Annotated in this window: 17 protein-coding genes; 7 read left to right on the top strand and 10 right to left on the bottom strand. The window is 58.7% G+C overall.

Translation table 11 applies throughout. The annotated features are described in order from the left end of the window. The first annotated feature begins 175 nt into the window (after window positions 1-175). Window positions 176-1,579 carry a hypothetical protein gene (locus CWS35_RS36535; RefSeq protein ID WP_157817350.1) on the top strand — a complete coding sequence of 468 codons (1,404 nt, stop codon included), beginning with the start codon at window positions 176-178 and terminating at the stop codon, window positions 1,577-1,579. 44 nt (window positions 1,580-1,623) lie between these two features. On the opposite strand, the gene CWS35_RS36530 is transcribed toward CWS35_RS36535, so the two are convergent. From CWS35_RS36530 to CWS35_RS36520, 3 genes are all read right to left on the bottom strand, one after another. Continuing rightward, the gene (locus tag CWS35_RS36530) at window positions 1,624-2,970 is read right to left on the bottom strand and encodes a hypothetical protein (protein WP_100955856.1); all 1,347 of its coding nucleotides are present in this window, start codon (window positions 2,968-2,970) and stop codon (window positions 1,624-1,626) included. 140 nt (window positions 2,971-3,110) lie between these two features. Beyond that, entirely contained in the window at window positions 3,111-6,197 is a 3,087-nt protein-coding gene (locus CWS35_RS36525) for a DEAD/DEAH box helicase (protein WP_245438803.1), read from the bottom strand. 23 nt (window positions 6,198-6,220) lie between these two features. Then, the gene (locus CWS35_RS36520; protein WP_100955854.1) at window positions 6,221-6,829 is read right to left on the bottom strand and encodes a hypothetical protein; all 609 of its coding nucleotides are present in this window, start codon (window positions 6,827-6,829) and stop codon (window positions 6,221-6,223) included. A gap of 276 nt (window positions 6,830-7,105) precedes the next feature. On the opposite strand from CWS35_RS36520, the gene CWS35_RS36515 reads away from it, so the two are divergent. From CWS35_RS36515 to CWS35_RS40470, 6 genes are read left to right on the top strand one after another with little or no spacing between them, the layout of a single operon-like run. Beyond that, window positions 7,106-7,903: a type IV toxin-antitoxin system AbiEi family antitoxin domain-containing protein gene (locus CWS35_RS36515; RefSeq protein ID WP_371682821.1), complete on the top strand. Its 798-nt coding sequence runs from the start codon at window positions 7,106-7,108 to the stop codon at window positions 7,901-7,903. Then, window positions 7,890-8,837 carry a nucleotidyl transferase AbiEii/AbiGii toxin family protein gene (locus CWS35_RS36510; protein WP_100955852.1) on the top strand — a complete coding sequence of 316 codons (948 nt, stop codon included), beginning with the start codon at window positions 7,890-7,892 and terminating at the stop codon, window positions 8,835-8,837. Before CWS35_RS36515 ends, CWS35_RS36510 begins: the two co-directional genes overlap by 14 nt. A gap of 31 nt (window positions 8,838-8,868) precedes the next feature. Next, on the top strand, window positions 8,869-9,279 hold the full coding sequence (locus CWS35_RS39340) for a hypothetical protein (protein WP_157817349.1): 411 nt from the start codon (window positions 8,869-8,871) through the stop codon (window positions 9,277-9,279). Window positions 9,280-9,297: 18 nt separating this feature from the next. Beyond that, the gene (locus CWS35_RS40480; protein ID WP_100955850.1) at window positions 9,298-9,891 is read left to right on the top strand and encodes a branched-chain amino acid ABC transporter permease; all 594 of its coding nucleotides are present in this window, start codon (window positions 9,298-9,300) and stop codon (window positions 9,889-9,891) included. 14 nt (window positions 9,892-9,905) lie between these two features. After that, entirely contained in the window at window positions 9,906-10,973 is a 1,068-nt protein-coding gene (locus CWS35_RS40475) for an ATP-binding cassette domain-containing protein (protein WP_256387931.1), read from the top strand. Beyond that, on the top strand, window positions 10,958-11,083 hold the full coding sequence (locus CWS35_RS40470) for a hypothetical protein (protein ID WP_256387930.1): 126 nt from the start codon (window positions 10,958-10,960) through the stop codon (window positions 11,081-11,083). The genes CWS35_RS40475 and CWS35_RS40470 overlap by 16 nt, the downstream gene beginning before the upstream one ends. A gap of 70 nt (window positions 11,084-11,153) precedes the next feature. Here the strand turns inward: CWS35_RS40470 and CWS35_RS36480 are convergent, their stop codons facing one another. From CWS35_RS36480 to CWS35_RS36455, 7 genes are all read right to left on the bottom strand, one after another. Then, a complete protein-coding gene (locus CWS35_RS36480; RefSeq protein ID WP_157817348.1) occupies window positions 11,154-11,918 on the bottom strand; it encodes a YoaK family protein in 765 nt (254 codons plus the stop codon). Beyond that, window positions 11,915-12,067 carry a hypothetical protein gene (locus CWS35_RS39335; RefSeq protein WP_157817347.1) on the bottom strand — a complete coding sequence of 51 codons (153 nt, stop codon included), beginning with the start codon at window positions 12,065-12,067 and terminating at the stop codon, window positions 11,915-11,917. Before CWS35_RS39335 ends, CWS35_RS36480 begins: the two co-directional genes overlap by 4 nt. Window positions 12,068-12,116: 49 nt before the next feature. Continuing rightward, a complete protein-coding gene (locus CWS35_RS36475) occupies window positions 12,117-12,545 on the bottom strand; it encodes a DoxX family protein (RefSeq protein WP_100955846.1) in 429 nt (142 codons plus the stop codon). Window positions 12,546-12,608: 63 nt separating this feature from the next. Beyond that, the gene (locus tag CWS35_RS36470) at window positions 12,609-13,793 is read right to left on the bottom strand and encodes an HlyD family secretion protein (RefSeq protein WP_157817346.1); all 1,185 of its coding nucleotides are present in this window, start codon (window positions 13,791-13,793) and stop codon (window positions 12,609-12,611) included. After that, the gene (locus CWS35_RS36465; protein ID WP_100955845.1) at window positions 13,790-15,397 is read right to left on the bottom strand and encodes an MFS transporter; all 1,608 of its coding nucleotides are present in this window, start codon (window positions 15,395-15,397) and stop codon (window positions 13,790-13,792) included. Before CWS35_RS36465 ends, CWS35_RS36470 begins: the two co-directional genes overlap by 4 nt. Window positions 15,398-15,837: 440 nt before the next feature. Further along, window positions 15,838-16,215, bottom strand: coding sequence for a response regulator transcription factor (locus tag CWS35_RS36460; RefSeq protein ID WP_100955844.1), 378 nt, complete (start codon window positions 16,213-16,215; stop codon window positions 15,838-15,840). A gap of 108 nt (window positions 16,216-16,323) precedes the next feature. After that, a complete protein-coding gene (locus CWS35_RS36455; protein ID WP_100955843.1) occupies window positions 16,324-16,941 on the bottom strand; it encodes a response regulator transcription factor in 618 nt (205 codons plus the stop codon). Window positions 16,942-16,953 lie beyond the last annotated feature (12 nt).

The raw sequence follows: 16,953 nt of genomic DNA, 5'->3' as shown, positions 1-16,953 counted from the left end.
TCCCGACTCTAAATGTAGGGTCCTGCGTTCTTGGAGCTTTCGGGCCTACCAGTCCGGACGAATCTTTCGCAAAATAAGCTTGATAACAAGCGGTGTCCTTGACCCGTTTGGACCGCCACCCTAGATTTTTGCGAGCGGCGGCGTCCGGTGCTCGGGGCTGCACATTGAGGGGGACATGGCGCCACTGGCCCAACGTGAACGCAGTCAAGCGGTGCGAGCTTTCGCCGCCGGATTAAGCAGTGCCACCTCGCTCAACCGTCCCAAGGATTGGCAGGCATTCGAACGCCTGACTCGGGATCTATTCATCAGGATCACGGGCGACGTCCACATGGACCTGCATGGCCGCAACGGCCAGCCGCAATCGGGTGTTGATGTGTCGGGTGTTGATCAGCGAACGCGCATCCAGGTCGGCATCCAATGTCGAGGTCGTGGTGACGGTTCAATTTGGACGAATAGTCGGCTCACACAGAAGGAGTTGCGTGAAGAAGTGGCGAAGGCGCGCAGCTTCTATCCAAAGCTCGACATCTTCGTGGTCCTCACTACTGGGCCGAACGACGTGCGATTGAAGAAGGCTGCCGCAGAGATAAGCGCGCGCCATGCGCGAGACGGCAGCTTTGAGGTCCAAGTGCATGGTTGGGATTGGCTTGAAGGCCGATTGGGCGAGCACGCCGACCTTGCCATCAGGTACGGCCTCATCACCGTCGTGAACCCGAGTTTTGACGATGCAGCGACCGCATCAGCAATTGCAAAGCAAATAGGCTTACGCCTAACGACGGCGGTTGAATTAATGAACGATCAGCGCAGTGTGGACGAACGGTTCACCCTGCAGAGCATTTCAAAACACCTTGGATTACCTGACTGGCGCAAGCTCGAAGCCGTTGCGGAGGGGCGTTCTGATGTAAGTGCAGCCGAGTTGGTCTACGTTGCGCGGGCATTGGGAATAAACGAACATTGGCTTTTCGAAGGAAAACAAAAGCCCTTCCTCGTGGATCCGGAAGACTACCGAGGTGCAGAAGAGCAGTTTGAGTCTATCCAACGGCTCAATCCAAGGCGGATCGTCTTCGTGCGCCAGCGAGAGGAAGATTTCGAATCCATTGTGGTGGCCGAGATAGACGAGTTTCGTTGGGTCACTTTCAATTGGGACCACCCAACGAGTAGCCATGTCGGTGGTACGGGCAGGTATCAACTTCTCGAATATTGCCGCCTGATCCGGCGGCTCTATCGCACTCTCGATCACCCGAACACGTGTACCCTTCACGGAAAGCATCTCGGAAGAACTGAATTCATGCGCTTGTGGGAAGGGAATGTTTATCCAGGAACGTTCCTTCATTGGGGGCACAACGATCATTGGTGGATGGATTTCGCAGAATTGGCGGACGAGAGGGTAGAGGGTACATCCGAATCCGCGCGAGAATTGCGTGAAGCCATTCGCATCGCGCGCCTGGTGCTCGCTGACCATCAAGGTCCCTCTAAGCGTGTTGGCTGGATGCGAAGCCAGCTTGTTCGTGCAGGTATACCGGTCAACGAGCGGAAACCTGCTGCGCGCTACCCTCTCGACTTGGGCCTCTCGCGGGACTAGGCGATCGAAAGGATAGTGAGCAGAGTAGGTTCCGGCAATGGGAGCTACACCCACCCGTACCGCAGATCCTTCTGCCACATAACGCATTCGGCGTTGCCGAGAACTGCATAAGCTGCAGCCACGGCGACGGCGTGCAGATGGCCAATGCGCGCGTTTTCGACGAGTACTCGGACGCTGGGCTCGCCATGCGGTAACTCGCGGACATCGAGTACGTGCGAGATGTCGTTCGCTTGATCCTGGCCGATGAATTCCGTGATCGCAAAGATGTAGCGGGATGGCAATATTGATGACGACGAGCGTTCGCGAGCCGTCAGGAGCAGATGGCGTGCTCGTTCGTCAAATAGGCGGTTGGCGTATTGGCCCACTGAACAGTCGTCACCATCGGTGAGGGTCGAGCACCACGACATCCAGTCATCGAAGCCAACGGGTATCGGCACGAACGGCCTCAACACTTCGTCCGACGAAGCGGCCCGACCACGTTCTCGAAGCCATTCTTCGTAAGAGTCGGATAGCAGCGGCATTCCGGGTAGCTTGTGGATGGCTTGCCATGTCTCTCGGCTCATATCGGCAAAGGTCGTTGCGACCGGCGGGCAACGATCGGCGTTCTTGGCGCGGGGCCGGCCATTGACGAAGAACATCGACGCTTCACCCAAAATAGGTGCCGGCTTTACGTAGGTTACGCCGCCGTAGTCGAAACATAGGTCAGCGACTGCGGTCTTGGTTGACTTCTGCTGCGGTGATACCTGCATCAGGTCGGCCATGAACTTGTTGGCCAATTCATTCCATGCTTTTCGAAGCTTTTCATACGATGGAAACGGCCGCTCCAGATTGATCGGTCGGTAGTCCATAGGCCATAGGAAATAGCTGTCGAAGCTGTCGCTATGAAAATAGCAACCGGCAACCACAACACCGTCGATTTTTTGTGAATCGTTCTTTGCGCGCTCCCAGACAAGCTTGAGAAGACGTTCGTGGCTTAGCGCGCTGTACCCGTTGTTCAGCACGAACAATATATTGGTCGAAGTTTCAGAGTACTCCTTCCGAGATTGTTCTAGCTGTTTGCGCGCAGATGCGACCGCTTGTTTGATGGGTCCAGCAATGATGCGGTCGTATTCGCGCTTCCCAAGGTCCGGTAAGACTTCGCGATCAATCACAACGACTGGCCGGGCTTCGCGGTGCTTTCGAAATAGCTCTGCGAGCTTGCGTTGTCGAACGGGCTTTTTCAGTCCCTCTTCATCAAGCGATTTAAGCTCAACGATTGCTTCGGCGAGCACGTAGTCGGCGCCCACCCGGTCGCGCCGATCCGCATCGGGATGGGCGCGGCGACCACCGGCCGAAACGACGACAGTGTCTAGATCCTCTTCGCTTAGACTACGGACGAGAAATGATTCCATGTTGGCGCCATCATCTGAAATTCTTCGCCCTGACGGAACTGCAATTCCGCACGTCGCTCTCGTCGGCGTTCCACATCGCGAAGCGTCCGCGTATCGGACCGTGGGGTGTTCCACTTCATTGCAAGGAGGTGTGGGATCGCTTAAGCAACATAAGCGTCGAGCAAAGGCCCAGCTATGATTGGTCGTTCCTCTTGTCGTGCTGACATGGTCAGCACCGCTCGTCGGATCAAAGCAACTTTGCGTTGGTCGTGATCGACGCAAGCCAAGAGCGCTTGGTCGTCTGCGGCGCTGATTGTTTCGATTGAGCAGAGCTCCGCCGTTGCTAGGCGATGGTAATCGCCGCGCAGGAGGTCTGAGCCGACGACCTTTGCGAGGGCAACTGCCGAGCCTGGGATGCCGAGCGTAAGCCGGACGGTCAGTCTGCGGATGCGCTCGCCCAGGTCGAGTGTTGGGTGTAGAATTTCTGCTACCCGCGCCGCGGTCGGCAAGAGATCACACGTCCTCGCGGCAACGGCGCGGACGGGTCCAGCAGCGCCTCCGAAGGCACCGCCGAATTGCGTGACGATGCGCTCGATGTCGGTCATGGAGCGTCCGGACACGAAGAGCAAACACGCGACGGCCTTCTTAGCTCGTAAAGTTGACTGGAATCTGTCGCTGACAAATTGGCTGAGGGCGCCGATCAACCAACCCGAAATGCCCTGCTGACGTAACTCGGCGGGCCAAAGCTGCGGTTCCTTCTGCGTGCTCTTCTTGTTCATCGGGAACAGGACTTGATCCAGCTCTGCCGCAGTCTGCACGGCGGTGATGAGCGCCGGATCGGTAATCTCGTCGGGGCTGAGCGACGAAAAGCTATTCACGAAGCGTACAATCGTTTCGACCTCAGTCGCTGTCTCGCCTGCCAGCCGTCCGAGGGCCGTAAGCTGATAGAGGCCGTTCGCGTCGACTTCGATCAATTTATGGATAAGCAAGTCGTTGAGCGCCGCTAAGAGGTCGTCTCGATTCCATTGCCAGTTCTCACGGCCGTTGCTGGCCTGAAAGGCGCCGAAACTTGCTTCCAGAAAATCCACAATCTCCGCCGTCGCGACGCCTTTTCCGGCGGCTCTCTGCGCGGCCACCAAAACCCGAACAATCAGCGAGCGAGGATCTGTGTCCTCGTCCAAAAACCGCGAGACCAAGTCTTCCGGGGTGCCTTGAACGTAGCGCGCCCAGAAGTCGTATTCCTTGCGCCCATCTAAGGCGAGAAGGAAAGAAGTGCCCTTCTCGGCATATCCCAGCCGCCCAGCGCGTCCGACCAGATTCTTGTATTCGGCAATGGAATAGGGTTCTTCGCCGGGGTGCTCCAGACCTGCAATGACAACGGAGGAAGCCGGTGTATTGACGCCCATCGCCAAGGTGGTCGTTGCGGCTATCACGCGCAGTTTGGAATCCGGCTGCCGAAACGTCTCTTCAATGATGCGCCGCTCTTCCGGTTCGAGATCGGAGTTATGAAAGGCAACGCCTCGTTCCAGCGTTGTTCGAAGGTCATGGCTCGCTTGCGATGGGTCACCCGTCGGAAGTTGTGTGACGGCCTCGGTAGCGCTTTGAAGTCCTAAAGCCTCAGCCAAGTATTTCGCACAGCCCCGCGCGTCTCCTTTAGTCTCGCGAAAGACGATCACTTGCTGATTGTCGGCTATCAGTTTTCGCACGAGCGGGATGATCCAGTCCTGGCTGGACCCCTTGCCATACAGACGTTGGATTAGCGGACCTTCCATCCGCTCTTCGCCGGTCACCCCGTCGAGAAATCGAAACCGGCCGTCAGCCAGCAGCAGGCCCTCATCAAGCGGTACAGGTCGTTCCGTTCGGCGCAACAGTCGCGCGCCAAGCCACCGCTCCAGTCCGTTCGTATCTCCGATCACGGCCGAGAGCGCGATGATTTGTGGTTCGACGCCTTGACGTCGTTGCATTCGTATAAGCGTCAACACGAATTCAAGGTTCGCGCCCCGGCCGACGTCGGCAATCATCTGAGCTTCGTCAACAACCACGACGCCAACATTTCGGAGAACGTGCGGGTATGTCAGCGCGATAGCCGCAAATTTCTCGTAGGTTAGAAGGGCAATGTCGTATTTGCCCCTTAGCAGCGGCGAGATGTCGTCCGTCTCGCCGGTTGCCTCGATCGTGCGAATGCCAAAGGAGCCATAAACAGACTGGAAGTGTCGGCGCTTATCCGCAACCAGAGCCTTTAGAGGAAGAAGGAAGAGCGCACGTTTGCGATTGAACACATTTTGCAAGGCGGCGAGTTCGCCAATCATCGTCTTGCCTGACGAAGTTGGGGCCGACGCAAAAATGTGCTCGCCACTCAGGACGCCATACTCATTGATCGCTGCCAGTTGCAGCGGGTTCAACTTCGGTATCGCGCTGCCCCAGGCCTTGATCAGCTCGGGCGGGAATCCCGCTCCCTGAAGACTTGAAATGTCTTCTGAGACTTCGGCCTTCTTGCGCTCCGGGAAGGCGGAGAAATAACGTGCACCTTCAATGAACACGGGCCAAACGACCTCACCATCGATGCGGCCCCTGAGCGTTGGGTTCTGCGGCCTGCCGATTTGCAAGGCCGCAGCCTTCACGCGGTTCGTGACGTAATCCAAAAGCCGGTACAGCGGGAGTTTTCCGGCAACGATGATCTCTTCGACGCCCCGAAGAGCTTCCAGGAGATAGTAGCTGAGAAAGCCGTGGCCGAAGCGCCCGTGCTCATAGGCCGGCTCGTTCGCGCTGGATGCAGTAAAGATGATGCGGCCGTCGCCGGCGATTTCTTCCAAGCGTGCTTCCACTGAACGAAGGTCGCGCGACTTTACATCGACCTGCAAAACTTTTGCGCCGATACCTCCCGAGAAGCAGCAATCGAGGAAGAAGATGAGCCTTTTTGCCGGGACGCGCGAAAACCAATCCTGCACGAGGGCCAGAGGAATGGTGGTTGTGTCCAAGGATGCGATATCAGTATCATGCGCCACAAGTTCGTGCGTTTCGGAGCCATGCCCGGAAAACGCAATAACCACGGTATCGTCCGGATCGCAGCTTGCCAGCGCAGCAAACTCTTGTTCGATCCGGTCGCGCGTTGCGTCGGTATCGACCAGAAGGGTGGAGTGTCCGCCCAAAGTGTCCGTGAACAGCGCTTCCAGTGCAACAGCATCGCGGCGCGCGCAATTCAGCTCATTAATATGAGGCGACGCATATCGATCGATACCAATGAACAATCCCCGGAACGCCACGCTATTCCTTACCCGCCCAGTTTTTTTAGAAGATCGGACGCTTGCCCAAGTCGCGCACGCCGCTGTTTGACCCATTGCAGAGCGTTGGCAGCGAGGCCCTCATTGTACGGTTTCAATTGCGCACGCTGACGCTCAAGATATTCGGGCAGGCTTTTTAGCGCGCCCTCAATGTATTGAGCGGCTTGGTCGGCTTGCTCCGCGCGAACCGTCATGCCAACGATGAGGTTGTGCCCTCGCACCTCTCCATGGGGTGGGTTCATGTTGTAAGGGTTGGTTCGCAGATGCCAGAGGTCGGGCTCGCCCTTGAAAGGTATTGTTTTGGTGGCTTTGAGAGCGGGAACGCGAACGGGTCCCTGACGAAAACCATAATCGTCGCCGCGCAACTCGAGTTGCGTTTCCTCGACCTTCGGTACGGCCGCGCCAAAGTCCAGTTCGAGCGGTTCAATGCGCTCCGACTTAGCAATGCTCTCTGCAATTTGGTCGTCGGTCTGTTGCGAAAATGCCCTGTCAGGCAAAGCATCCACGACGTTGCGCAAACCATTCGTTTTGGCGCGAATGACAGCGTCTAAATCCACGCCGTTGCGCTGGTAAAACAGGATATCACCAACAACTGCCATCTTAGGTCGCTTTCCTATCTTGCTGAACGGAGCCGACTCAGCGGAGGGTGAACATATCACGAACTGTGGCCTCAACGTAGCGGCCGATGGCTTGCTATCCACCGCTGGAAGAGGGACAAGAGTGGGGTTTGAAATCTTGGCCCGATATCTAGTTTTGATTGATTTATAGAGATATTTTCAAACTAGCTTTTGGTTTGAAAATGTGCTATATTATAAAGTATGGATAGAGAAAGGGGTCGACTTCTAAACCAGCTCGCTAGCAAACTTCCCGAAGGAATGCTGGTCGATGCCGCATGGCTAAGGGCTCAAGGATACTCAACCCAACTCCAGCATCTCTACGTGAAATCCGGCTGGCTCGAACAGCCCGCGCGCACTGTGTTTCGTCGGCCCCGTGGAGTTTTAAGCTGGCAGCAGGTCGTCATATCGCTTCAGACCATCCTCAACTATTCGCCGCTTGTCGTCGGAGGACGCACCGCACTCGAATTACAGGGGTACGCCCACTACCTCGCGCAATCGACCACGACCGTTCATCTCTACGGTCCTAAACCGCCGCCGCCATGGGTTCAGAAACTGCCGCTCAAGGTCAAGTTTATCTATCACAACGATCGACGGCTCTTCAAAAACGACCCCGTCACCAAAGGGCTCGGCAGCCTCAAATGGAATGTTGATACCGGCGAGGCGCGTGATGTATCGAGCTTGCATGGCGGCGACATAACCGCGTTGAGCTGGGGCCAGTGGGATTGGCCCTTGACGCTGTCAACGCCCGAGCGTGCACTATTCGAGCTGCTCGATGAGTTACCCAATCACGAGACCTTTGAGCAGGTCGATGCGCTGTTCGGCGGCCTTGGCAATTTGCGCCCTGTTCGTTTGCAAAAGCTCTTGAAGGATTGTTCAAGCGTTAAGGTGAAGCGCCTGTTCTTCTACTTTGCCGATCGACACAAACACCCCTGGCTCAAGCGGCTCGACAAGGAAGCTGTCGATCTCGGCAGCGGCAAGCGTATGCTTGTTAAAGGCGGTGTCCTCGACCCCACCTACCACATAACGGTTCCCGAGGATCTCAATGGCGTTCGCTGATATCTACAAACGGCAAGTCGCCCTGCTGATCCGCGTTCTTCCCCAAGTTACCGCGGAGGAGTGTTTTGCCCTCAAGGGCGGTACGGCGATCAATCTGTTTGTTCGTGATCTTCCGCGCCTCTCCGTCGATATTGATCTCACCTATTTACCGGTCGCCGCGCGTGCGGAATCGCTCGCCGCTATCGATGCCGCAATGAAGCGTATCGCCGGCAAGATCAAAGCCCTCATTCCCGACGCGCAAATCACCGAGGCCAAGACCGAAAACGCAGTTGTCAAACTGACTATTCGCTCCCAAGGCGTTCAGATCAAGATTGAGGTGACGCCTGTTCTGCGCGGTTGCGTCTTTGAACCCAAGCTTGTGGCCGTAAAGCCCGCGGTCGAAGAGGAGTTTGGCTTTGCGGAGGCGCGGACCGTATCCTTTGAAGATCTCTATGCCGGCAAGATCGTCGCTGCTCTGGATCGTCAGCATCCCCGTGATCTCTTTGATATACGCGACTTGATTGCAAACGAAGGTATCAGCGACGCGTTGCGTAAGGCCTTTATCGTTTATCTGCTCAGCCACGACCGACCCATGTCGGAGGTTCTGGCGCCGACCCTCAAAAATATTGAACCGGCGTTCAGGCATGGCTTCTCAGGAATGACACGCGATCCCGTGGAACTTGCGGACCTGCTCGCCGCCAGAGCTGCATTGATAAAAACCATCGTGGGTGACATGCCGGCCGTTCATCGCAAATTTCTTATCTCGTTTGAGCGCGGTGAGCCCGACTGGGATTTGTTGGGCGTACCTAATGCCGCCGAGCTTCCCGCCGTGCGCTGGCGTCAGCAGAATCTCGATAAGCTCTCAGCGAAAAAACGTGCTGTCCTGGTCGCGAGGCTCCAAGAGGTGCTGGCCGACGCTGGGACCGAATCGTCAGAAACGGCAACCTTGGCTTGAGCCCATTCAGCGAGCATCTCTGGACGGATCGATGCGATTTCCATTCGAAGCAAACGCCGTCCACCCCGAAGGGCGGTTTCTCATCCAAGACCCCGAGTATCGAAAACGGATTCTTCCGCTGTTCGATTTTACGCGCGAAGAGCCAGAGCGCCGCGTCGAAGGTCAAGGCACGGTGTTTCGAATCGATCCCTGGGGTAACTGCGCCACCGCCTTCCACGTGTTCGAGGATGCGTTCTATCTGGGAGGCGCCACAGGCCGGGAGATGCTGTTACGTCAAGACCGCAGTATCGTCGCGCTCGAGCTTGATGGAATTGATCGGCGTCCTGCTGGTCGGACTGACCGAGTCCTTCTCCGCGTATCAGGTAAGCGCCTTTCGCGACGTTGTCGTCTTTGTGATGGTGGTTCCCACTCTGCTTTGGCGGAACGCGGTCCGTCCACCTGAAGCGCACGAGCACTGATCATGATCTCCCCGCAGTCGCAAATCCCACCGTCCTGGCGCACGCCCGGCATTGCCTCGCTCGCCGTCGCGATTTGTCTTTTCGTGCTCGCCAGCACCATCGCCATTCTCGGCCCGCAATACCACGTCACGCTTCTTGTCACGGTGGGTCTCACGGCTCTGGCCGCGATGGGGCTCACGCTCCTGCTGATCGCCGGCCAGGTGCCGTTGGGGCAGGCCGCCTTCATGGCCACCGGTGCCTGCGTGGCAGCGATCCTCGCTCGCGATCATGGTGTTCCTTCGATCCTTGCCTTTCTCAGCGGCACCGCGGCATCGGCAATCGCAGGAATCATCGTGGGTGCGATCACGCTGCGGCTCAAGGGACATTTCCTGCCGCTGGCGACCCTTGCTATCGGCATTGCCACCAGTGCCGGCATCGTCGCCGCCGGGGCGTTGACGGGGGGTGCCTCGGGGTTTGGTCAGATTCCACCGCTCGCGATCGGTCCGCTCGAATTGCTGAACGAACGCGCATTCGCGATTGTGGTCTGGTCGATTGTCGCGGTAGCAGGCGGTGGATTTTCGCGCACAGCCGGACCGGGCGGGCCGTCGCCGCGCTGAAAACCAATGTCGAGATGGCGGAAGTGTTCGGTGTGAACGCCACGCGCCTTCGGCTTCTGGTGTTCGTCGTTGCCACCACGCTGGCGGGTCTTTCCGGTGGTCTCTATGCCTTCTACTTCAAATTCCTCAGTCCGGCGCCGTTCGGGCTGACATCGAGCGTCAACCTTCTCATCGCATGCATTTTCGGCGGGATGTCCCATCCGTTTGGTGCGGTGCTCGGTGCGACGGCGATCACCGCGCTCGAAATGGTGCTGCAAAACACGGTGGCTCGCATGCTCGGACTGTCCGGGCATGTCGAAATGATCGTGTTCGGCATCGTGTTGATCGGCGTGCTGCTGCGATGGCCCGGCGGCATTTGGTCTGCCTTGCAGCGGGTTTGGCCCACATTCTCGGTGGCGCAGCCAGGTCGCAACATAGAACTGACCCCGTCCAAACGCGGCGCGGAAGGAGAGGATCTTCTGAAGGTCACAGGGATTGCGATGAATTTCGGTGGCCTGAGAGCGCTGCGGGGGATTGCCTTCTCGGTTGGCCCGGATCAGATCGTCGGACTGATCGGGCCCAACGGTGCTGGCAAGTCTACGACCTTCAACGTCGCGACGGGACTTCTCGAACCCTCCGAGGGAAGCGTTCTCCTCATGGGCGCGCCGCCTTCGCGGGTGTCGGACCTGGTGCATCGCGGTGTATCCCGCACGTTCCAGCATGTTCGCATCGTGCCAGAGCGCACCGTACTCGAGAATGTGGCCTTCGGCGCGTATGCACAGGGCCGTTCCGGAATAATCTCCGGAATGCTCGCGTTCGACCGCAACGAGGAGGCCGCGACCTTCGCCAAGGCCTGGCGTGCGCTGGAGATCGTCGAACTGGACGGGTTGGCGCACGAGCCGGCATCACGTCTCGCAATGGGGCAGGCCCGGCTCGTGGAAGTCGCACGAGCGCTGATCAGCCGACGAGGCTTCTGTTGCTGGACGAGCCGGCCGCGGGCCTGCGTACGGGCGAGAAGCTCAAGCTCGTCACATTGCTGCATCGTCTCAAGCGGGCTGGAATGTCGGTTCTTCTGGTCGAGCACGACATGGATCTGGTCATGAACTGTGTCGATCGAGTCGTCGTTCTGGATCGCGGACGGGGCCTGATGACCGGCCATCCGGACGAGGTCCGCCGCGACGAGCGGGTCATCGCCGCCTATTTGGGAGCGTGATCATGCCGCATTTGCGCGTCGGGCTTCCCGAGGAGCATAAGGCCATTTGGGAAGCAGCGGTTCGTGGGCTTCACGCCGTCCGCTTGCGCCAGAGGGCCCCGATCGCTAGTCCGGCAACGAGAACAATGGCAAGTGGCGTTCCCGCCAATCCGACGGCCGCATAGGCGGCGGCACCGCATGAGGCGCCCAGCATAAATCCGCTTTCGGTGGCCAAGACGGTTAGCATTTGTGTCCTGATGACGATGAATTCCTTTCGGGTCTCCAGATCGTTGGCCGCGCGCGCCCGTCGCCAGGCCAGCAAAAGGCCGGTGATCTCGATGCCGAGCTGAGTCATGTTCCCCGTCATGACGTTGGTCTGTGGAATCCCATGCATGAGCAGCCGCACAATGACGCTCTGAGTACCCATGGCCATCGCCGCAAATAGGCCGGCCACGATGCCGTGCCAATCGCTCGCCCCGCCGAGTGGCCCTCCGAAAAGCATCAAAACGCTGAAGACGGTGAGAAGCGCCGCCTCGACCGCGAGCATCCACGGCAGCGGCGCGCCGCCTCGTTCGCGAATGGTGCCGATCAGTCCGGCGGCCAGCGCGGCGGCAACCAGAAATGCCAAACCGGCAAGCATCTTTCCGGCGATGCCGATATCGTGGATGACGAGTTCGGCGCCGGCAGTGACGAAGCTTCCCGTGACGTTCGCAACAAACAATCCGAACAGGGCCAGGAAGGTGAAGCTATCGACGTAGCCCGCGACGAAGCTCAACAGCCCCGGTACCCAAGCGGGCAACGAAGCTTCGTGCGGCGGCACCGATTCGGTCGCGCGACCTGCATCATCGGCAATCATCCTTCGCTCCGTTGCAACGGCAGGTGGAACTGGAACGTCGACCGGAAAAGATGGGCGTTGGAGACCTCGGCCGTGCTGAAGACGACCGACAGCAGCTTCGTGGTCATCGCGATCAACAACGCGCCGGTTTCCTTGCATACGGACGTCATGGCCTCTCCTCGCGTGAACGAACTAAGCTCATCGGAATCGGCCGTCCCTTCATCGCAGCAAGTCATGCCAGGCAACCAGAACGAAACCCCCGACGAGACCAAGGTGCTCAAAGAAGGTGTTTTCGCTCGCGTATCGCTTCGGCGGCGGCATATTCCAGAAGCGGTTGGCGACAAACATCGCGAATAAGGTGAAGGCTGCAAGCGCGAGCGCTCCCACCCAACGGAAAACACCGCCCAGAACCAGGGCCGATGCTCCAATTTCCATGACAATCACCGCCAACGCCAGTGGAGCCGGCGGTTTCAGGCCGAACTGCTTCATCTCCTCAAGTGCGGCGCCGAAATTGAGCGCTTTCGTCAATCCGCCTTGCAGATAGGCGCTGCACAAGCAAAGCAATGCGATCCAATGCATTGCATATGTACAAAACAGGGGCTGCAATTTCGAAACCAGCGCCGCATTGAAGTCATTGAGCCAGGCCATCGGAAGCCCCTTCATTGATCGAATTGATGATGGCCGCTCCTGCGAACCTGTTTCCCGGCAAGATCAAAGCAGCCAAGCCAACCAGCGAGGAGGCGGCCGGATCGTCACGGTCGTTTCGACCGACATTCCCGGCCCGAGACGGCCGGGAATATTGTCGAAGTCATCGATGACGATCTTGACCGGGACACGCTGAACGATCTTGACGAAGTTGCCGGTGGCGTTCTCCGGGGGGAGCAGCGCAAAGTTCGAACCCGTTCCACGCTGAAAGCTCTCGATGTGACCGTGCAAAGTGTGGTTGGGGAACGCGTCGACACTGATCGAAACGGGCTGCCCGACTCTCATGTGCGTGAGCTGCGTCTCCTTGTAGTTCGCGAAAATGTAGATCCGCTTTGGAACGGCAAAGAACAGGTTTTGACCGGGCTGAACAAAGTCGCCGACTTGGACGGAGCGGCTCGCGACCGTTCCCGCGGTTGGCGCATAGATCTTGGTGTATGACAGGTTCAGCTTAGCCTGATCGAGCGCCGCTTGCGCGCGGGCAATGTTTGCCTTCGCCTCTTCGACCTGGGTCCGCAACACCTCGCTTTGTGCCTGCGCCGCCGCCAGTATCGCGGTGTCACGCTGAAGAGCGGCTTGCCGGTCGGCAAAATCCGACACGGCTTGCTGCGACCGTTGCACGGTGCCGGAGCCATCGTCGGCCAACTGCTGATAACGCTTCAGTTGCTGTTGTGCGAACGCCAATGCGCTGCGATCGCCGTCGAGGTTGGCAGCATCCGATGCGATAACCTGATTCTGTTCGGCGAGCTGCGCTTCAACGTTGGCTTGTGCTGCTTGCGCGCTTTGCAGGGACGCGGTCGCCATATCGACCGCCGCCTGAAAGTCACGGGGATCGAGTTCGACCAGGAGTTCTCCTGCCGTGAAGCTGCTGTTGTCGGTCACGTGAAGCACCGAGACATAAGCTGCGACCTTCGGCATCACCGATACGGTGTTCGCCTGGAATGACGCGTCGTCGGTCTTGATCGCGAAAAGACTGGGCACATAGAGATAGGTCGCTGCAGCGATCAGGACGCCGCCGATCGCCAGGGTCCAGCCGGGGACACGCAGTTTGGGACGGGATACCGATTCCTCGGGCTTCGCCTCCGGCGAGGTGTCTCGCGTGGGACGGCCGGGGTCAGTGACGTCCGCTCGCTTCGCCGACGATCCGTTGTCCGCAGCGGGATTGGAGGTCAAGGGGGCGTTTACCTGAATCATTGTTTTGCTCGCCGACTTGGAGACATCAGGGGGACGAAACACAGCGCTACAAGGCCGACCGCCGCCATGAACAGGAAGGCGTCGGCGTAAGCGAGCGTCGCGGCTTGGCGGCTCGCCTCCCGATTGAGCATGCCGAACGCCATGTTCTGTGCTTCGACAGCGGACTGTCCCGCGCGAGCGACCGCAAAGTGCGCCGCCTGGGCCATCCATTCCTGTGCGCGGTGGCCGCCATATCTCAGATGGCCGAACAATCGAGTTGAATGCAGCGTCTCGCGCCGGTCCAGGAGAATGGTCACCAGCGTAATCCCGAAGGACGCGCCGAACTGGCGAAAACTCATGTAGATCGCGACGGCGTCGAGCTGGCTTGCCAGCGGCACTTTGGCGATCGTGCCGCTTGCTATCGCCGAGAGCATCGGGGCCAGGCAGAAGGCATAGAGGATCAGTGGAAGCACATAGTAGAAAGCAGGCGTTCCGGTCGTCATCAACCGCGCGAACAGCAACATCGAAATGACGAGCATGAAGAAGGCAAAGGCCATCGCTTTGCGCTGGCCGAACCGTGCAATCATGGGGGTGACCAACGGCCTGATCGCGGCTGCGGTCAGGGCATAGGCGCACATGATCGAGCCGGCCTGTGATGCGCTCAAGGCATTGGGAAAGACGTTGCGGAGGAACTCCGGCAAGGCGTACAGGCTGCCGGTGAGGATTATGCCGGCCAGCAGGCCAAGCGATACGGCCGCCTGCACGTTCCGGTTTGCCAGAAGCCTCAATTGCAGCAGCGGCGTTGCATTGCGCGCACTGAGCTGCCAGGTCGTGAACAGAAGCAGCGCAATCAACCCGCTCCATGTGAGCAACTGGATCCGCACCGATCCGAACCAGTCATCGATCTCGCCACGGCTGAGTACGATTTGCAGCGAAATGAGCGCGATGCCGAGCAGCAAGATCCCGAGCTTGTCCGCGTTCATTTCACGAGCGTCGGTGGGACGGGGAAGGTCGGGGAAATGCCGGAGCAGCAGCCGAATGGCCACTGCGGCAAACAGTACGTTGGGCAGAAAGATCAGCCGCCAGCTGAAATTGTCCGTGACGTAGCCGCAGAAGATCAGCCCGGTCGCCGTTGCCAGATAGAGCATGATGGAAATGCGCATCATGGATCGGCTGCGCTCGGGCAGCGGCATCAGCATGTAGACGCTTGCGCGCCACCACTGGGTCAGTCCGGCTCCGGCAAAGCCTTGAACCGCACGAATGAGCAGAAGCGTCCCAAAATCAGGGGCCGCGGCGCAGGCGACCGAAGTCGCCGCAAAGAGCACTGCGCAGCCGACGATGTAACGGAGGTAACCGACATGGCCCGCCATCCAGATCGACAACGGCACCCCGAACAGCATCGCTGAAAGGTAGGTCGTCAGAATCCAGCTCGCCTCGTCCTGCGAGAGGCCGAGCGTGCCGGCCATGTCCGGGAGCACCAGGTTCACGCCGTCAAAGGTGTAGAACTCCATCCAGGTGGCCAGTCCGAGAGCCAGAAGCAGATGGCTGTTCGGACCGGAAATCGCAGAGACGGCCGCCGGCGTATTGCTGTCGGCGCGCAGACTTGTCGTCGCAGCCGTCGTCATCGTGGGCTCCTGTCGATCGCCAGATGGACCAGCGGGACCTTGCCGCTATGCCAAGGCTATGACGGCGTCAGGTCGCTGTATCGCTTCATGTCCAGTGCGCCACTGATAGCGGGCGTCATGAAACGCCTCCATTCTGCAAGCGTTTCGATCGCATGGGTTCGTGGGGTACGTGTCCGATACCCTGGTATAGGTATCCCGGCGTGTCGCACGCTACCTGCACATCCCGGGCAGTTTCGAGTTCGCCGGCCACCTGATTGCTCGCTGTGGCAGCTCACAGAGCCCGGTCTTTCAAGGGCAGCATTGCGGATCCGCGGTCCACCGTTGGGCTGCTCGGCGGGACATTGGTAGGACGGAGAAAGGCGATGATCGGTCGGCGCGTGGTGAGCCTGCGCCCGGAGAAATTGCCTCATGGCCGGAAGCGAAGCCCCCGATCTTCCGGTTCAGCCGTTGTGGATTCTGAAGGCTTCCTGAAAGCAATGGACAAGGCTGTCGCCGTCACATGGCTTGGTCAAATAGCAGGCCGCTCCGGCTGCAAGAGCCTTTGCACGGGTTTTCTCATCGGGAAATGCTGTGAAGAAGATGAATGGAAGGCGGGAACCCTGCGCTCTCAGATGATCCTGCAACTCGACGCCGCTCATGCCCGGCATCTGGACATCCGCAATGACGCACGCGAAGTCGTCAAGCTGGTTCGACTCCAGGAACGCCTCGGCAGATGCGAAAGTATGCACGACATATCCGAGCGACCTCACGAGGCTATTGGTCGTGACGCGGACGGATTCATCGTCATCAATGATCGCGATGAGCGAAAGCTTCGGCAAATCGATCTTTCCTGGATGCTGACACCGGCGTGTGCGCAAGCACCACCGTGACACCGGATTGCACCACAAACGGCGATCGGAAAAAATGATACCTGGGTATAGAATTATTCAGCCTTTTGGGCGTCTGAGTCCAAGCAGGTCGGCCATTCCGACAAGGTCAATCACCGAGCGAGCCTGCATCTTTCGCATCATATTGACGCGATGAACCTTCACCGTGATTTCAGCGACGCCAAGTTTTGCGGCGATCTGCTTATTCAGCAAGCCATCTGCGACATGGGCGATCATCTCTCGCTCGCGCGATGTCAGCGTCTCGAACCGGGCCTGGACTTCGGCCACGATCTTGTCGCCGTCGCGCCGTTTCTGGTCCCGCTCGAGCGCTCGGACGACGGCGTCCAGCATCTCCTGGTCGCGAAACGGCTTGGTCAGGAAATCGACAGCGCCTGCCTTCATGGCCTGAACCGACATCGGGATATCCCCGTGACCGGTCATGAAGATGATCGGAATACGCATATCGGCCTTGGCCAGCTCGACCTGGAAGTCGAGGCCGCTGAGGCCAGGCAATCTGACGTCGAGCACCAGGCAACTCGCCGCTTCAGGAATCTTGAATCGTGCAAATTCCTGGGTTGAGCTGAATAGCTCCACCCGCAGACCTACGGATCGGAAGAGGCTGCTCATGGTCTCACGTACCGCCACATCATCATCGATGACGAAGACGACGCGCTCCATTGCAGTTGCCGG

It is taken from the genome of Bradyrhizobium sp. SK17 (assembly GCF_002831585.1).
In the GTDB taxonomy this organism is placed as follows: Bacteria; Pseudomonadota; Alphaproteobacteria; order Rhizobiales; family Xanthobacteraceae; genus Bradyrhizobium.
The sequence above is the reverse complement of the archived record's forward strand: the minus strand, read 5'-3'. Positions and strand labels throughout refer to the sequence as shown.